The following is a 15,914-nucleotide window of genomic DNA, read 5'->3' as shown; positions in this document are numbered from 1 at the left end:
AAAGTCGCAGGGGGTGCAAGGATGCACGCGAGGCAACGGGGCATGACGCTGCTGGAGGTTTTATTGGCTGTAGTGGTCGTGGCTGCGGGTATGTTTGCAGCGGCGGGGCTGCAACTACAGGCATTGCAGGCCACGGACAGCGCGCGCCGTGATGGGCAGGCGGCAATGGCTGCGCACAGTGGGCTTGAACGGGGGCGCCGATGAGGCGCGTCCAAAGTGGTTTTGGCTTGCTGGAGTTGATGCTGGCGCTAGCTATCGGGTTGATGCTGCTGGCGGCGGCCAGCCAGCTGTTCACGTCGGCTCACCATACCTGGCGCCTGCAAAGCACTTCGGTGCGCATGCAGGATGAGGCACGGCAAGCGTTACTGCGCATGGCTCAGGATATACGCATGGCCGGGATGTTCGGTTGCTTGCAGATCAAACCTGGCGACTTCGAGGACCCGGCCGCGCGGCAGGCTTTCGCCCGCCCCTTGGAGATTGAGGCCACTACCCTCAGCATGGTGGTGTCGGAGTTGCCCGGACAGGCTGGCAAGAGTGACTGGGTTTTGCAGACAGACTGCAACGAAAAAGTGCGTGTGGATGAAAAGCCAGTAGAGGGCTACCCACTGACGTTCCCCATCGGCAAGTACATCTATCAGTTCCATGACAACAGGCTGAGCTTCAAGCGAGGCAAAAGCTTCCAGCCGCTGGTCGAGAACGTACGAGAGGCGCGCTTCGAGCGTGTGCAAACGCCACAGGGGGAGAGGGTAGACATCACCCTGACGTTGTACGAGCCCACGCTCAAACTCGAACAGCGCCATGAACTGAGTGTTGCGCTGCGCAACCCGGTACCGAGGCCATGAAGCGTCAACGCGGTGTAGTGCTGCTGTTGGCGTTGGTACTGAGCTTGCTCATTGGCTTGTTGGCGGCTTCGGCCCTGCGTGATGCCTTGGTGGAAACGCGAATGGCCGGCTATATGCGCGATGGTCTGTTGGCGTTTGAAGAAGCTGAGGCCGCGTTGCAAGCAGGGGAGGGAGAGCTCAAGCGGGCACCCCCTGATCGCTGTACCGCGTGCATGCCGCCAGCCCGACCGCACGAGCTGGCCGGGCAGTGGCAGGGCACGCAGAGTGGTTACTTCCATATACAGAACCTGGGCACGAGCACCCGCGCTGCGCACATGCCGGACAAGCAGCTTGTCACCCTGTTCCGCATAACGGCCGTCAGCAAGCAAACCCGGTCACGGCATGTTCTGGAAGCCGTCTACGCCGTGGCCGGCGACACAACCCGGCGCATTGCCTGGCGGCAAAGATTGCGAGGAGACTGACATGCAGCAAGGCTTGAGCCTGATCGAGTTGTTGATTGTGCTGGCCGTGACCGGCATTCTGGCAGCCATTGCCTACCCCAGTTACAGCGACCAGCTTCGGCGAGCCGCACGCAGCGAAGTGGTTGGCCTGCTGCATGATGCCGCCCTGCGCCTGGAGCGCCACCGCGTGCGCACCGGCCAATACGCCGAGGGCGACCCGGCCTTGCCCGACGGTACCCGCTATTACAGCCTGCAGGCCCAACGCGACAGCGACACCTTCACGCTGCGCGCACGGCGGCTGCCGCATGGGCTGATGGCGCAGGATGGCTGTGGCGACTTCCAGCTCGACCAGGCCGGTGTGCGCAGCAATCCCGGTGCCGTTGGTGGTAGCGGACATTGCTGGGGAAGCTGAAGGTTGAATGATGCCCGGTGCATCGCGGTTTTACTTCAGGTGTTGGATCGACAGATGAGCAAGCAAGTAGTGGTGGTCGGTGGCGGGGTGATCGGCCTGCTGACGGCGTTCAACCTGGCGGCGAAGGTCGGGCAGGTGGTGGTGTGTGACCAGGGTGAAGTCGGCCGTGAGTCGTCGTGGGCTGGTGGTGGCATTGTTTCGCCGCTGTACCCGTGGCGCTACAGCCCGGCAGTGACCGCCCTGGCGCACTGGTCGCAAGACTTTTATCCACAGCTGGGCGAGCGCTTGTTCGCCAGCACCGGCATCGACCCCGAAGTGCACACCACCGGCCTGTATTGGCTCGACCTGGATGACGAGGCCCAAGCGCTGGCCTGGGCCGAGCGTGAGCAGCGGCCACTGAGTGCCGTGGATATCTCGGCGGCCTACGACGCCGTGCCGGTGCTGGGCCCTGGCTTCAAGCGCGCGATCTACATGGCTGGCGTGGCCAACGTGCGCAACCCGCGCCTGGTGAAATCGCTGAAGGCGGCGCTGCTGGCACTGCCAAACGTGACCTTGCGTGAATACTGCCAGATCACCGGCTTCGTTCAGCAGGGTGGGCGCGTGACCGGTGTGCAGACAGCCGATGGCGTGCTGGCGGCGGATGAGGTGGTGCTCAGTGCGGGCGCCTGGAGTGGCGACCTGCTGCGTACCCTTGGCCTTGAGCTGCCGGTAGAGCCGGTAAAGGGCCAGATGATCCTGTTCAAATGCGCCGAGGATTTTTTGCCGAGCATGGTGCTGGCCAAGGGGCGTTATGCGATCCCGCGGCGTGATGGGCACATTCTGGTGGGCAGCACGCTGGAGCATGCCGGGTATGACAAGACCCCGACCGGCGATGCGCTGGAAAGCCTGAAGGCATCGGCGGTGGAGTTGTTGCCAGGGCTTGAAGGGGCCACGGTGGTGGGGCACTGGGCCGGGCTGCGGCCCGGGTCGCCGGAGGGTATTCCGTATATCGGGCCGGTGCCGGGGCATCAGGGGCTGTGGCTGAACTGCGGGCATTACCGCAACGGCCTTGTGCTGGCGCCGGCTTCGTGCCAGTTGTTTACCGACCTGTTGACCGGGGCAGAGCCAATCATCGACCCGGCGCCCTATGCCCCAGCGGGGCGTTTGGGCTGAGAATGCCGGGGCCGCTTTGCGGCCCTATCGCGACACAAGGCCGCTCCTACAAAGAATACGCGCTCCCCTGTAGGAGCGGCCTTGTGTCGCGATAGGGCTGCAAAGCAGCCCCAGAATGTCAACGCGGTGCCTGCAAGTGCCGGCTTGGGTAATGCTGTTCATACACCTTGCACACCCGCAGCACCTGCTGATCGGCAAAGCTCCCGGCCACCACTTGCAGCCCCACCGGCAACCCTTCACGGGTAAACCCGCATGGCACCGAAGCTGCCGGCTGCTGGGTGAGATTGAACGGGTAGCTGAACGGCGTCCACTCCATCCATTGCGCCATCCCCGACCCCGGCGGCACGTTGTGCCCAGCCTCGAACGCCACCAGCGGCAACATCGGCGACACCAGCACGTCATACCGCTGATGGAAGGCATTCATCTTCGCGATCAGATCCGCCCGAGCCTCCAGCGCCTGGGTGTATTCGCTCAGGCTGATCTGTGCACCCTGCTCCGCAATCCAGCGCAACCCAGGGTCCAGCAACGACAGCTGTTCATCGCTCAACGCACTGGCCAGCCGCGCCGCGCCCGCAAACCACAGGGTATTGAAGGTTTCCAGCGGGTCGCCGAAGCCGGGGTCGACTTCCTCAACCTGCGCGCCCAGCCGCTCCAGGCGCTGCACTGCCTGGGCCACCAGCGCCTGGACCTGCGGGTCGACTTGGACGTAACCGAAGTTGGCGCTGTAGGCGATCCGCAGGTCGCTCAGGTCTTGCTCCTGACCCAGCCACGGCGCTTGCCGTGGCGCCCCGGCCAGGCCGTCTCGTGCGTCGGGCCGGGCCACGCAGTCGAGCATCAGCACCGAGTCGTCCACGGTGCGCGTCATCGGCCCCAGATGCGACAACACCGTCATGGCGCTGGCTGGCCATTGCGGTACGTAACCGAAGGTTGGTTTGATCCCGAAGGTGCCGGTAAAGGCACAGGGGATGCGGATCGAGCCACCCGCATCGCTGCCCTGGTGCAGTACGCCCAGGTTCAGTGCGGCGGCGGCGGCCGCGCCACCCGACGAACCGCCTGCGGTCAGGCGGGTATCCCAGGGGTTGCGGGTAATGCCATACAGCGGGTTGTCCGTCACGCCTTTCCAGCCGAACTCCGGTGTGGTGGTCTTGCCCACCAGCACCGCGCCGGCTTCGCGCATGAAGGCGCTGAAGGGCGCATCGACTTCCCATGGGCCAGAGCCCGAGGTCGTACGCGAGCCTTTGCGGGTAGGCATGCCGCGGGTCAGGGTCAGGTCCTTGATCGAGGCGGGTACGCCGTCCAGCCGGCTACAGGGCTCGCCACGCTGCCAGCGCTGTTCGCTGGCGCGGGCGGCGGCGCGGGCACCTTCGCCGTCGACATGGCAGTAGGCGTTGACTGCAGGGTTGTGCAGGTCGATACGCGCCAGCACATCGTCTACTACCTCGACTGGTGACAACTGGCGACGCTGGTACAGCTCAAGCAGCTCGACGGCGGTGAACTCGCCAATCGCGGTTTTCTGGGTCATCTCAACGGGCTCCCGGGTTGGCGGCCTGGAACATTGCGCGCAGCAGCACGTCGCAGCCATCGGCCAGGTCTTGCGGCGCGGCATTCTCGATTTCGTTGTGGCTGATGCCACCTTCGCACGGCACAAAGATCATCCCGGCCGGGCCCAGTTCGGCGAGGAAGATTGCATCGTGGCCGGCACCGCTGACGATATCCATGTGGCTCAAGCCCAGCGCGCGCGCCCCCTGGCGCACGGCGTCAACGCACTGCTCGGCGAAGTACAGTGGCGGGAAGTCGGCAGTGGGCGTCAGTTGATAGCTCAGCCCGTGCTTGGCGCTGGCGGACTCGATGGCCGCGCGTACTTCGCTGACCATCGCCGCGAGGTGTTCGGGGTCGAGGTGGCGCAGGTCGAGGGTCATCTGCACCTGGCCGGGGATGACGTTGCGCGAGCCCGGGTGCAGGGTCAGGCAGCCGACCGTGCCGCAGGCGTGTGGCTGATGGGCGTGGGCCACGCGGTTGACCGCCGCCACCACTTCCGCCGCGCCGACCAGGGCGTCCTTGCGCAGGTGCATGGGGGTAGGGCCGGCATGCGCTTCCACGCCCGTCAGTACCAGGTCGAACCATTTCTGCCCAAGGCAGCCCTGGACCACACCGATGGTGGTGCGTTGGTCTTCCAGCACCGGGCCTTGCTCGATGTGCGCTTCAAAGTAGGCGCCGACGGCATGGCCGGTGGGCACACGCGGCCCGGCGTAGCCGATGCGTTGCAGCTCGGCGCCGACCGACAGGCCCTGGTCGTCGACCTTGTCCAGGGTTTCCTGCAGGCCGAACTTACCGGCGAACACGCCCGAACCCATCATGCAGGGCGGGAAGCGCGAGCCTTCTTCGTTGGTCCACACCACCACTTCCAGCGGGGCTTCGGTGGCCAGGCCGAGATCGTTGAGAGTGCGCATGACTTCAAGGCCGGCCATGACGCCGTAGCAACCATCGAACTTGCCACCGGTGGGCTGGGTGTCGATGTGGCTGCCGGTCATTACCGGCGGCAGGGCAGGGTTGCGGCCAGGGCGGCGGGCGAAGATGTTGCCGATGGCGTCGATGCTGACGGTGCAGCCGGCTTCTTCGCACCAGCGCACGAACAGGTCGCGGGCCTGGCGGTCGAGGTCGGTCAGGGCAAGGCGGCACACGCCGCCCTTGGCGGTGGCGCCGAGACGGGCCAGGTCCATCAGCGATTGCCAGAGGCGTTCGCGGCTGACCAGAGGGCCTTGGCCGAGCAGATGTTGCGAGGGATCGATGCGGGTGTTCATGGTTCATCTCTCCTGAAGGTTTTGTGTTGCTTGTGCCGGCCTCTTCGCGGGCTTGCCCGCTCCCACAGGTACTGCGCAGTCCTGAGGGAATTGATGCCCCTGTGGGAGCGGGCGAGCCCGCGAAGAGGCCGGCACAGGTAAACAAGCTCGCTATCAGGCGCTAAGGGCCAGGTAACGGTTCTTGATACTCGGATCCTCACGGAACTGCGCCGCGCTGCCCTGATAGGCAACCCGACCCTGCTCCAGCACGTAATGGCGGTCCGCAAGGGCATCGCAGACCATCAGGTTCTGCTCCACCAGCAGGATCGACAGCCCCTCGTCCTTGATCCGCCGCAGAATCTTCACCAGTTCATCAACAATCACCGGTGCCAGGCCTTCAGTCGGTTCGTCGAGAATCAACAGCTTGGGCCCATTAAGCAGGGCGCGGGCGATGGCCAGCATCTGCTGCTCGCCGCCGGATAACGCGAAGCCACCGTTGCTGCGCCTTTCCTGAAGCCTTGGGAACATGGCGTACACATCCCCCAGCTGCCAGCGGCTACCCTTGCGCACGGCAATCTTCAGGTTTTCCTCGACGCTGAGCTGGCGGAAGATGCCGCGGTGCTCCGGCACCAAGGCGATGCCCAGCCGGGCGATATCGAATATTTCGCGGCCGACCAGTTGCTGGCCGTTGAAGCTGATCTGCCCCTGGCGAGGGCGGACAATGCCGAGGATGCTGCGCAGGGTGGTGGTCTTGCCGGCACCGTTACGCCCCAGCAGGGTTACCAGCTCGCCGCTTTCAACCTTCAGCGACACGCCTTCGAGCACGTGGCTTTTGTCGTAGTAGGAGTGGATCGAATCGACGTTGAGCATCAGGCGGCCTCTCCAAGGTAGGCGGTGCGTACGCGCTCGTCGTTGCGCACCTGTTCAGGGGTACCTTCGACCAGGATCTGGCCGTGGCTCATCACGGTGATGCGCTGGCTGATCGACATGACGATGCTCATGTTGTGCTCGATCAGCAGCACGGTATGGTCGCGACCGAGGTCGCTGATCAGGTCGGTCATCACCGGGATGTCGTCGATGCCCATGCCCGAGGTGGGCTCGTCGAGCATCAGCAAGGTGGGTTTGGCGCAGATCGACATGCCCACTTCCAGCACCCGTTGCTGGCCGTGCGACAGTTCGCCGGCCAGGGTTTCGGCGCGGCCGGTCAGCTTCAGGCGCTCCAGCACCTGGTCGGCGGTGTTCCAGTGGCTGCGCTTGTGCTCGACGCTGCGCCAGAAGTTCAGCGCGCCCAGGCCATCGCGCCCTTGGGCCGCCAGGCGCAGGTTCTCGCGCACCGACAGGTTCTGGAACAAGCTGGTGAGCTGGAACGAGCGCGCCATGCCCAGCGCCACACGCCCGTGGGACGGCTTGCGGATGATGTCCTGGCGGTTGAACAGGATCTTGCCCGCCGTGGCCTGGCGCTCACCGGTCAGGCAGTGGAACAGGCTGGTCTTGCCGGCACCGTTGGGGCCGATGATGGTGTGGATGGTGCCGGCGCGTACTTTCAGGTCCACGCCAGCGACCGCCTTGAACGGCCCGTAGGCCAGTTCCAGCTGGCGGGTTTCCAGGAGGTAGTCGCTCATCACAGGGTCTCCTTGGTCTTGGCCTGGGGTTTGTCATCGGCATTGCGGCTGGCCAGCAGGCGTTTGCCCAGGTCGGCCAGGCCGCCCCACAGGCCGCCACGCATGAACACCACCACCAGGATCAGGATCACCCCCAGCAGCATCAGCCAGCGTGGCCACAGCTCCGACAGCACATCGCCCAGCAGCACGATGGCACCGGCCCCCAGCAGCGAGCCGAACAGCGAGCCGGTGCCGCCGACGATGGTCATGATCAGGATGTTCTCGCTCATCATCAGGTCGATGTTCGACAGCGGCGCAAAATGCAGCAGCATGGCGTACAGCGCCCCGGCGATACCGGTGATGGCGCCCGACAGCATGAACACCAGGATCTTGAAGTGGCGGGTGTCGTAGCCGATGGCGGCGGCGCGGGTCTCGTTTTCGCGAATGGCCAGCAGGGTGCTGCCGAACGGCGAGCGGATCACCCGCAGGGCGCCGGCGAAGATCAGCAGGAACAGCACGGCGACAAACACGTAGAAGTGCCGCGGATCGGCCAGGTCGACCAGCACGTGGCCGGCGATTTCGATATTTGGCCGCGGTACGTCGAGCAGGCCGTTGTCACCGCCGGTCCAGCCGCTGAGGGTGTAGGCCAGGAAGTAGGCCATCTGGCTGAAGGCCAGGGTCAGCATGACGAAGTAGATGCCCGTGCGGCGGATCGCCAGCGCGCCCACCAGCAGCGCCAGGAAGGCGCCGAACACCGCGGCACCCAGCAGTGCGGCGAACATGCCCCACTGCAGGTGGATCATCAACAGCGCTGCGCCATAGGCGCCTACGCCAAAGAAGATACCCTGGCCGAACGACAGCAGGCCGGTGTAGCCGAGCAGCAGGTTGCAGGCCAGCGCGGCCAGGGCAAAGATCAGGATCTCGGTGGCCAGGGTGGCCGAAGGCAGCAGCAGCGGCAGCGCCACCAGGCTGGCGACCACCAGCAACAGCAGCGCCGGGGCGCGCCCCTTGGCGACTGGCAATGGGTTCTTTTCGCTCATTTCAGGCTCTCCCGAACAGGCCATAGGGGCGGACCAGAATCACCGCAGCCATGGCGCCGTAGATCATCAGGCTGGCGCCTTGCGGCCAGAGGCTGGTCATCATGCTTTGCACCACACCCACCAGCAGGCCGCCAACCAGTGCGCCGCCGAACGAGCCCATGCCGCCGATCACCACCACCACGAAGGCGATGCCGAGGATTTCCGGGCCGACGAACGGCTGGGCACCGCGCAGTGGCGCGAACAGCACACCGGCCACGCCGGCCAGGCCAACGCCCAGGGCGAAGGTCAGGGAGAACAGGCGGAAGATGTTGGTGCCCAGCAGCGAAACGGTTTCGGTGCTTTCGCTGCCGGCCCGCACCAGTGCGCCAAAGCGGGTGCGCTCCAGCAGCAGCCACAGGCCGAGGCCGATCAGCGCAGCGAAGCCGATCAGGAACAGGCGGTAGTAGGGGTAGATGAAGTCACCGAGGATCAGCACCCCGCGCAGCTCCGGCGGTACGGCGATGTTCTTGCCCACCGGGCCCCAGATCAGCACCGAGGCTTCCTGGATGATCAACGCTATCCCGAGGGTGACGAGGATCTGGAAGGTGTGCGGCAGGTGGTAGATGCGCTTGATCAGCAGGCGCTCCACCGCCCAGGCCAGTGCAGCCACCACCAGCGGCGCAATCAGCAGTGCCAGCCAGAAGTTGCCGGTAATGGCCACGGCGGTGTAGCACAGGTAGGCGCCCAGCAAGAAGAACGCGCCGTGGGCGAAGTTGACAAAGTTGAGCAGGCCGAAAATGATCGTCAGGCCCACGGCGATGAGGAAGTAGATCATCCCCAGGCCCAGGCCGTTGAGCAGTTGGAACAGGTACAAATCGAGCATGAGCGTGCCCTCGACAGCGCGCGGCGCGGCTGCCTGTACGAGTGTGTGTGACTAACGCCGCGGCTTCAGGCCAGGGCGCAACCGGTGTGGTCGACCTCGACGAACGAGCGGCCCGAGCTGATGATTTCGGCCAGGTCGTCCTCGTCGCGCATCTGCCCCTGAGGCTTGCCGCGCAGCAGGTAGTAATCCTTGAGCACCTGGTGGTCGCCCGGGCGGATCAGCTCTTCGCCGGTCGGGCCCTGGAAGCGCATGCCCTGCAATGCCGCAGACACGGCGGCGCCGTCCAGGCTGCCGGCCTTGACGATGGCTTCGAGCATGACCTTGGTGCCGATGTAGTCGGCGGCCAGCGGGTAGTTGGGGTTGATGCCATAGGCTTTGCGGGTGGCGGCAACCAGTTGCTTGTTCAGCGGGGTATCGACCTGGTGCCAGTACTGCGCGCCCAGGTAGACGCCTTCGAGCACGTCGCTGCCCAGCTCCTGGAACTGGTCGAGCCCGGCCGACCACACCATCAGCACTTTCATGCGGTCCTTGATGCCGAAATTGACCGCCTGGCGCAGGGCGTTGGAGGCCTGGCTGCCGAAGTTGAGCAGTACCAGCACGTCCGGTTTGGCGGCGATGGCGTTGGTCAGGTAGCCGGAAAACTCCTGCTCCTGCAGCGAGTGGTAGCTGTTGCCGATGTGTTCCACGCCCAGATCGGCGAACACATTGCGCGCGTTGTCCAGAAGGGCATCGCCGAACACGTATTGCGGGGTGATGGTGTACCAGCGTTTGGCCTGCGGCAGCTGGCGGATCATCGGCACCAGGGTTTCGCGGATGGCGCCATAAGTGGGAACCGACCAGCGGAAGGTCGAGGCGTTGCAGTCCTTGCCGGTGATCTCGTCGGCGCCGACCGGGGTCATGAACACGCCGCCGGCCTTGTGGATTTCCTTCGACACCGCCAGTGCCGAGGACGACAGGGTGCAGCCCTGGAAGAAGCGCGCGCCATCCTGGCCGATGGCTTCCTGCACCTTGCGCACGGCCTTGCCGGCGTTGCCTTCGGTGTCTATGACTTTGTACTTGAGTGGCTGGCCAAGCAGCTGCGGGTACTCGGCGATGGCCAGGCGCGAGCCCATGTCGGCGTACTTGCCATAGCTGGCGAAGGCGCCCGACATGGACTTGAGGCCATAGAAGGTCAGCGGTTGGTCGGCGAATGCCCGGTGCGCTCCCAACGGGAGGCTACCTAAGGCACCCAGGGCAAGGCCTGCCTTGAGCAGGGTACGTCTTTGCATGAGTAACTCCTTGGTTGTGGTTATTAGGCAGGAGTGGCAATGACAAAGCGGGTACGGCCGGGCCTGTGTGCAGGCCTCTTTCCAGGCGCATCAGTGGTGGTGGTTGAACTCCAGCAGGAAGTTACGGGCAACCTCGCCTTCCAGCGCGGTCATGTGGTGTTCGGCGTCGCACATGTGCTCGTGCATCAGCCGGCGTACGGCGGGTTCGTCGCTGGCGCGCAAGGCCGTCAGCAGTTGCTTGTGGTAGTCGATGTTGGCTGCGGCGAACTGCTGGCGCTTGGGCAGGTAGGCTTTTTTCAGCACCACCAGGTCGCGCAGCAGGTCGTTGAGGAACACCGCCATGAAGCGCAGCAACGGGTTGGGGCACCGGTCGGCCAGCAGGGTGTGGAACTCCAGTTCGGCCAGGCGCTGCTCGCGCTGGCCTTCTTCGCTGTCTTCCGGCGCGCTGCAGAAGTCGATATTGGCTTGCAGCGCGGCATAGTCGGCTTCGCTCAGCTTGCCCATGACCGATACTGCCAGTTCGACCTCGATGACCTTGCGCAGCTGGTAAACCTGCTCGCCATCCAGATGCTGGAAGTGCAGGTAGTTGCGCAGGGCGCGGCTGGCCGGCTCGGTGCCCACTTCATTGAGATAGGCGCCGCCGGTCGGCCCGGTGCGTGTGCTGACCAGGCCCTCGACTTCAAGCGCCTTGAGCGCTTCGCGGGCAGTGCCCTTGGAGCATTCGAAGTGCTCCATCAGTTCGCGTTCGGTGGGCAGGCGGTCGCCAGGGTGCAGCGCCTCGGTGACGATCGAGCGCTTGACCGATTCGACGATTACATCGGACAGCTTCTGGCGCTTGCGTTTGGGCTTGAGCATTTCGCTATTTTTCATATTTATGCGGATAAATAGGATTTAGCGAATTTTGGTGGGGTGGGTCAATGCTGGAGGAGGGGGAGGGGTCGTAATTGGTGTGAAAGGGTCGGGGAGGGATAAGTAGGCAGGTACATCTGTGGGAGCAACTGTCTTATTCAAAATCTTCAAGCTCGCGCAATCTCTGTGGGAGCGGGCGAGTCGAGGCGTCGAACCGCCGCGAACACCGGCAAAGCCGGTGCCATCCACTGCGTTGCCTGTTTCGCGGGCGCGCCCGCTCCCACAGAGACCGTATCGCTCTTACAAGTTCAGTTTTGGCGGCCGGGGCCTTGCTGCAAATGTGCCTGGCTGCAATACCACTCATTACCCTGCTGCAGCGCCCGGTCGTTGGGCAGGTGCACGCCGCAATGAGCGCAGCGCACCATCTGTAGCGGTGCATCCAGCTTCGCCTCGGGGTGTGACTGTTGGCTGACTTTGAACTTGCGCCACAGCCAGAACGCGGCGGCGATCAGGGCGATCCAGAAAAGTAGGCGAACCATGGTGTCCAGCTTGTCGGTTGAATAAACCGACAGTCTAGGGCGCGGCCAATAAAAAAGGGAGGCCCAAGGCCTAATACCAGTCAGTTAAGCAGTTTGGGGCCGCGTTGCGGCCCATCGCAGGCAAGCCAGCTCCCACAGGTACGGCGCATGGCTTGAGTTCAGTGCAATCGGTGTGGGGGCTTCTATGGTGTCTGGCAAGGGCATCAGGGTTGCCGGGTGCTCGCCACGGCATCTTCAGCGCCTGTGAGATCGAGCGCCGCCCGCGCGGCGCATCGCGAGCAAGCTCGCTCCTACATTTGTTTCGGGCCAGTTACGCCTGTGCCATGCGCGCGCGACCGCCTTGTTCGTTCGACGCGATATCGAGCCATGCGCCAAAGCGTTCGCGCGCAAATCCCATAGGAATGATTGGCCCGAAACAGATGTAGGAGCGAGCTTGCTCGCGATGCGCCGCGCGGGCGGCGCTCGGTCTCACAGGCGCTGCATATCTTGTGGCAAACACCTGTCAGCCCTGATGCGATCCCTGTGGGAGCTGGCTTGCCTGCGATGGGCTGCGCAGCAGCCCCGGCAGTCTTAACTGACTGGCATTACCCCCAGGGGTGCCCTTTTTTGTGCCTGACAGTGGCTTTTACAGAGATCTGTTGTGGGAGCGGCCTTGCGTCGCGAAAGGGGCGCGCAGCGGCCCCAGGGTCTCTGTCCCGGCACAAATCGCCGGGGCTGCTACGCAGCCCTTTCGCGACGCAAGGCCGCTCCCACAAGGATCGTGTGCGGGTCAGTATCAATAATCCGCAGGCGCCTCCAGCAGCATCTTGCGAAATTCTGGCAACGGCAACGGCCGGCTGTGCAGGTAGCCCTGGTACAAGTGGCAGCCCAGCCGTTCGAGAAACTCCAACTGCTCGGTCAACTCTACCCCCTCGGCAATCACCGCCAGATCCAGGCTGCGGGCCATGGCGACGATGGCACGGACAATTTCCGCATCATTAGGGTCGATCGGCGCGTCACGCACGAAGGTCTGGTCGATTTTCAGCGCATCCACCGGCAGGCGCTTGAGGTAGGTCAGTGAGGAATAGCCGGTGCCGAAGTCATCCATGGCAAAACTCACCCCGTAGCGCTTCAGTTCACGCATCTTGCTGATGGTGTCTTCCAGGTTCTGGATGACGATGCCTTCGGTAATCTCCAGCTTCAGCATGTGCCGCGGCAGGCGATAGTCGTCCAGGCTGCGCAGCACCCGCCCGACAAAGTCGTTCTGGCGGAATTGCCGTGGGCTGATGTTCACGCACAGGCTGAAATCGTCCGCGTCGATCAACCCGTCGGCCAGCATGCGGGCGCAAGCATCACAGGCTTCATCGAGGATCCAGCTGCCAACTTCCAGGATCAGGCCGCTTTCTTCCAATACCTGGATGAACTGCCCGGGTGGCTGCTGGCCCAGTTGCGGGTGGTGCCAGCGCAGCAATACCTCCGCGCCGACGATGCGATTGTCGCGGGCATCCACCTGCGGCTGGAAGTGCAGCGCCAGTTCGCCGCGGGCCAGGGCCAGGCGCAGGTCGTTTTCCATGCGCAGCCGCTCGCTGGCGGCCTTCTGCATGGTGGTGTGGAACAGCTGGGTGGTGTTGCGCCCGGAGTCCTTGGCGCGGTACAGGGCAATATCGGCACGCTTGAGCAGGTCGGCCGGGGTGGCGCCATGGTCGGGGATCAGCGCCACGCCGATGCTGGGCGTTACCTGCAGGCGCTGGCCATCCAGCGACATGGGTTCGGCCAGCAGTTCGCGCAAGGTGTCGGCCAGTTCGCGTACTTTCTCCTCTACCAGTTCACGGCTGCCTTCCAGGCCGCTGAGCAGTACCACGAACTCGTCGCCACCCAGCCTGGCCACGGTGTCTTCCAGGCGCACGCTGGCTTCCAGGCGGGCGGTGATGATCTTCAGCACCGTGTCGCCCACCGGGTGGCCCAGCGAGTCGTTGATATGCTTGAAGTGGTCGAGGTCGAGGAACAACAGGGCGCCGCGCAGGTTGTGGCGTTTGAGCAGGGCAATCTGCTGGCTCAGGCGGTCCATCAGCAGGGCGCGGTTGGGCAGGTTGGTGAGCGGGTCATGGTAGGCCAGGTGGCGTATCTGCGCCTGGGCATTTTTCAACTGGCTGACGTCGCGGGCGTTCAGCAACAGGCAGTCCACTTCGTTGAGGGTGATCGGTTCTACCGACACCTCCACGGTAAGGATATCGCCACGCTTGTTGCGCCCCAGCATCTCCCGGTGGTGCACCCGGCCGCGGTCTCGTAGCTCGGCCAGCAGCGCGCTGCGTTGCTTGTCATCGGCCCAGATGCCGATTTCGTAGACGGTATGGCCGACCACCTCGGCGGCGCTGTAGCCGGTCAGGCGGCAGAAACCGTCGTTGATTTCCAGGTAACGGCCGCTGTGGCGCTCGGTGATGGTGATGGCGTCAGGGCTGGAGTGGAAGGCCTTGGCGAATTTCTCTTCGCTGGACTTCAGCGCGGCCTCGGCGCGTTGCTGCTGGGTAATGTCGCGCAGGGTGGTGACGCTGCAGGGCTGGTCGTCAACGGTGATCAGGCGGCTGGAGATCACGCAGGTCAACGGCGCGCCGTTGCGGTGGTTGACCACCACGGCAACGTTGCTCAGGGCCTGTTCGCGTATGACCCGCTCGATACGTTGGGCGCGCTCGATGGACTCGGCCCACAAGCCGATTTCCTCGGCGGTGCGGCCGATCACCTGGTTGCTGTCCCAGCCAAAGGTCTGGCTGAACGCCGGGTTGATCTCGATGAACTGGCCAGTGTCCTGGCGCGTGACGCAGATCGGGTCGGGGCTGACCTGGAACAGGCTGGCAAACTTCTCTTCCGAAGCGCTCAGGCGCTGCTCGCGCTCAACCTGGTCGGTGATGTCGAGCAGGGTGCCGGCCATGCGCAGCGGGTTGCCCTGTTCGTCGCGGTACAGCCGGGCGCGGCTTTCGATATAGCGCGAAATGCCGTTTTCCAGCTGTACCCGGTAGGTGATCTGGTAGTTGCCGGCAGGCCCTTCGCGCAGACTGCGGTAGGCTTGGCGCATCGAATTGCGTTCCTGCTCTGGCACACCCTCGAAAAACGCATCGAACGATTCGTGAAAAGGGATCGGCGGCAGGCCGTGCAGTTGTGCGGCGCGCGCCGAGCCATAGAGCATGCCGCTGGGAATGTGCCAGTCCCAGGTGCCCAGTTGTGCGGAATCCAGGGCCAGGTCCAGGCGTTCCTGGCTGTCTTTCAGGGCCTGCTCGGCGCGCTTGCGCTCGGTGGTGTCGACGAAGGTGCTGATCAGGAAGGTGACGCCTTCCAGCTCGATACCCTGGGTGCAGAGGATGCCGTCATGCACCTTGCCGCTGGTCGCGCGGAACTGCACCTCCATGATCAGCGGGCCGCCGTTGGCGCGGGTCGACTCCATCACCTGGTGGCGCTGCTCGGGGTTGACCCACAGCCCCAGTTCCAGGCTGGTCTTGCCGATCACCTGGCTGCCGGGCCAGCCGAACATGTCTTCGAAGTGCTGGTTGACCTCGAAGATCATGCCGTCGTGGCGGCGGGTCAGCAAAATGGCATTGGGGCTGAGATGGAACAGGGTGGCAAAGCGCTTTTCCGAATTGATCAGGGCGGTTTCCCGCTCACGCTGGCGGGTGATTTCGCGGATCACGCCGATCATCTGTGGCCGGCCATGTGAGTCGTGGGTCAGGCTGCCGTTGATCTCCAGCCAGTGCAGGCTGCCGTCCGGCCAGCGGATGCGGTGGCGCATGGACTGCTCCACCGGTTCGCCGTTGAATACCGCCTGGAACACCTGGCGCGTGCGTGCGCGGTCTTCCTCGGGCAGCAGGTCGAGGTAGTCGACATCGGCCGGCAGCGGGCGCTGCGGGTCGAAGCCGAACAGGGCCTGGGTGCCCCGTGACCAGCTGACCCGGCCGCTTTCGATATCCCATAGCCAGGCCCCCAGGCGTGCGCCGTTGAGGGCCGCCAGCAGTTGCGGGGCGTTTTGCCAGGCCTGTTCGGATTCCTGGGGGTCGGCCGCAGGTATTCGCGGCAGGCGCAAAAAGCGGTTTGCTGATTTGGGCATCGGTACCAGACCTTTGGCGTATGACGCGTCCTTGGATTCGGAATTACCTGGCTGACG

15 protein-coding genes are annotated in these 15,914 nt (G+C 64.3%); 5 read left to right on the top strand and 10 right to left on the bottom strand.

All coding sequences use genetic code 11. The features are described from left to right. The first annotated feature begins 21 nt into the window (after positions 1-21). From ACIQUI_RS26905 to thiO, 5 genes are read left to right on the top strand one after another with little or no spacing between them, the layout of a single operon-like run. Entirely contained in the window at positions 22-204 is a 183-nt protein-coding gene (locus ACIQUI_RS26905; protein ID WP_403203852.1) for a prepilin-type N-terminal cleavage/methylation domain-containing protein, read from the top strand. Continuing rightward, positions 201-842: a PilW family protein gene (locus tag ACIQUI_RS26900; RefSeq protein WP_403203850.1), complete on the top strand. Its 642-nt coding sequence runs from the start codon at positions 201-203 to the stop codon at positions 840-842. Before ACIQUI_RS26905 ends, ACIQUI_RS26900 begins: the two co-directional genes overlap by 4 nt. Then, the gene (locus tag ACIQUI_RS26895; protein WP_403203848.1) at positions 839-1,303 is read left to right on the top strand and encodes a hypothetical protein; all 465 of its coding nucleotides are present in this window, start codon (positions 839-841) and stop codon (positions 1,301-1,303) included. Before ACIQUI_RS26900 ends, ACIQUI_RS26895 begins: the two co-directional genes overlap by 4 nt. 1 nt (position 1,304) lies before the next feature. After that, positions 1,305-1,694, top strand: coding sequence for a type IV pilin protein (locus ACIQUI_RS26890; protein ID WP_403203846.1), 390 nt, complete (start codon positions 1,305-1,307; stop codon positions 1,692-1,694). Between the two features lie 54 nt (positions 1,695-1,748). Continuing rightward, on the top strand, positions 1,749-2,846 hold the full coding sequence (thiO, locus tag ACIQUI_RS26885) for a glycine oxidase ThiO (RefSeq protein ID WP_403203844.1): 1,098 nt from the start codon (positions 1,749-1,751) through the stop codon (positions 2,844-2,846). 118 nt (positions 2,847-2,964) lie between these two features. Here thiO and ACIQUI_RS26880 read toward each other — a convergent pair whose 3' ends face one another. From ACIQUI_RS26880 to ACIQUI_RS26835, 10 genes are all read right to left on the bottom strand, one after another. Next, positions 2,965-4,368 (bottom strand): amidase, encoded by a 1,404-nt coding sequence (locus ACIQUI_RS26880; RefSeq protein ID WP_403203842.1) that lies wholly within the window; start codon positions 4,366-4,368, stop codon positions 2,965-2,967. Between the two features lies 1 nt (position 4,369). Further along, entirely contained in the window at positions 4,370-5,647 is a 1,278-nt protein-coding gene (locus tag ACIQUI_RS26875; protein ID WP_403203840.1) for a Zn-dependent hydrolase, read from the bottom strand. A gap of 153 nt (positions 5,648-5,800) precedes the next feature. After that, positions 5,801-6,496, bottom strand: coding sequence for an ABC transporter ATP-binding protein (locus tag ACIQUI_RS26870; RefSeq protein WP_403203838.1), 696 nt, complete (start codon positions 6,494-6,496; stop codon positions 5,801-5,803). Continuing rightward, positions 6,496-7,248 carry an ABC transporter ATP-binding protein gene (locus ACIQUI_RS26865; RefSeq protein ID WP_403203836.1) on the bottom strand — a complete coding sequence of 251 codons (753 nt, stop codon included), beginning with the start codon at positions 7,246-7,248 and terminating at the stop codon, positions 6,496-6,498. The genes ACIQUI_RS26870 and ACIQUI_RS26865 overlap by 1 nt, the downstream gene beginning before the upstream one ends. Next, positions 7,248-8,267, bottom strand: a complete 1,020-nt coding sequence (locus ACIQUI_RS26860; RefSeq protein WP_403203834.1) for a branched-chain amino acid ABC transporter permease — start codon at positions 8,265-8,267, stop codon at positions 7,248-7,250. The genes ACIQUI_RS26865 and ACIQUI_RS26860 overlap by 1 nt, the downstream gene beginning before the upstream one ends. A gap of 1 nt (position 8,268) precedes the next feature. Continuing rightward, positions 8,269-9,129 (bottom strand): branched-chain amino acid ABC transporter permease, encoded by an 861-nt coding sequence (locus tag ACIQUI_RS26855; protein WP_016713397.1) that lies wholly within the window; start codon positions 9,127-9,129, stop codon positions 8,269-8,271. A gap of 65 nt (positions 9,130-9,194) precedes the next feature. Further along, entirely contained in the window at positions 9,195-10,397 is a 1,203-nt protein-coding gene (locus tag ACIQUI_RS26850) for an ABC transporter substrate-binding protein (RefSeq protein ID WP_403203831.1), read from the bottom strand. A gap of 90 nt (positions 10,398-10,487) precedes the next feature. Next, entirely contained in the window at positions 10,488-11,252 is a 765-nt protein-coding gene (locus ACIQUI_RS26845; protein ID WP_403203829.1) for a FadR/GntR family transcriptional regulator, read from the bottom strand. 302 nt (positions 11,253-11,554) lie between these two features. After that, a complete protein-coding gene (locus tag ACIQUI_RS26840; protein ID WP_300026203.1) occupies positions 11,555-11,785 on the bottom strand; it encodes a PP0621 family protein in 231 nt (76 codons plus the stop codon). 775 nt (positions 11,786-12,560) lie between these two features. Continuing rightward, positions 12,561-15,857, bottom strand: a complete 3,297-nt coding sequence (locus ACIQUI_RS26835) for a PAS domain S-box protein (RefSeq protein ID WP_403203827.1) — start codon at positions 15,855-15,857, stop codon at positions 12,561-12,563. Positions 15,858-15,914 lie beyond the last annotated feature (57 nt).

Source organism: Pseudomonas sp. NPDC090592 (assembly GCF_044769185.1).
In the GTDB taxonomy this organism is placed as follows: Bacteria; Pseudomonadota; Gammaproteobacteria; order Pseudomonadales; family Pseudomonadaceae; genus Aquipseudomonas.
Note: the sequence above shows the minus strand (reverse complement) of the source record. Positions and strands in the feature narration are given on the sequence as shown.

Excerpts from the sequence above, each read along its gene's own strand:
- ACIQUI_RS26840 (WP_300026203.1), bottom strand. The coding sequence starts at position 11,785 with ATGGTTCGCCTACTTTTCTGGATCGCCCTGATCGCCGCCGCGTTCTGG.
- ACIQUI_RS26855 (WP_016713397.1), bottom strand. The coding sequence starts at position 9,129 with ATGCTCGATTTGTACCTGTTCCAACTGCTCAACGGCCTGGGCCTGGGG.
- ACIQUI_RS26865 (WP_403203836.1), bottom strand. The coding sequence starts at position 7,248 with ATGAGCGACTACCTCCTGGAAACCCGCCAGCTGGAACTGGCCTACGGG.
- ACIQUI_RS26835 (WP_403203827.1), bottom strand. The coding sequence starts at position 15,857 with ATGCCCAAATCAGCAAACCGCTTTTTGCGCCTGCCGCGAATACCTGCG.
- ACIQUI_RS26905 (WP_403203852.1), top strand. The coding sequence starts at position 22 with ATGCACGCGAGGCAACGGGGCATGACGCTGCTGGAGGTTTTATTGGCT.
- ACIQUI_RS26875 (WP_403203840.1), bottom strand. The coding sequence starts at position 5,647 with ATGAACACCCGCATCGATCCCTCGCAACATCTGCTCGGCCAAGGCCCT.
- ACIQUI_RS26895 (WP_403203848.1), top strand. The coding sequence starts at position 839 with ATGAAGCGTCAACGCGGTGTAGTGCTGCTGTTGGCGTTGGTACTGAGC.
- ACIQUI_RS26850 (WP_403203831.1), bottom strand. The coding sequence starts at position 10,397 with ATGCAAAGACGTACCCTGCTCAAGGCAGGCCTTGCCCTGGGTGCCTTA.
- ACIQUI_RS26880 (WP_403203842.1), bottom strand. The coding sequence starts at position 4,368 with ATGACCCAGAAAACCGCGATTGGCGAGTTCACCGCCGTCGAGCTGCTT.
- thiO (WP_403203844.1), top strand. The coding sequence starts at position 1,749 with ATGAGCAAGCAAGTAGTGGTGGTCGGTGGCGGGGTGATCGGCCTGCTG.
- ACIQUI_RS26860 (WP_403203834.1), bottom strand. The coding sequence starts at position 8,267 with ATGAGCGAAAAGAACCCATTGCCAGTCGCCAAGGGGCGCGCCCCGGCG.
- ACIQUI_RS26890 (WP_403203846.1), top strand. The coding sequence starts at position 1,305 with ATGCAGCAAGGCTTGAGCCTGATCGAGTTGTTGATTGTGCTGGCCGTG.
- ACIQUI_RS26870 (WP_403203838.1), bottom strand. The coding sequence starts at position 6,496 with ATGCTCAACGTCGATTCGATCCACTCCTACTACGACAAAAGCCACGTG.
- ACIQUI_RS26900 (WP_403203850.1), top strand. The coding sequence starts at position 201 with ATGAGGCGCGTCCAAAGTGGTTTTGGCTTGCTGGAGTTGATGCTGGCG.
- ACIQUI_RS26845 (WP_403203829.1), bottom strand. The coding sequence starts at position 11,252 with ATGCTCAAGCCCAAACGCAAGCGCCAGAAGCTGTCCGATGTAATCGTC.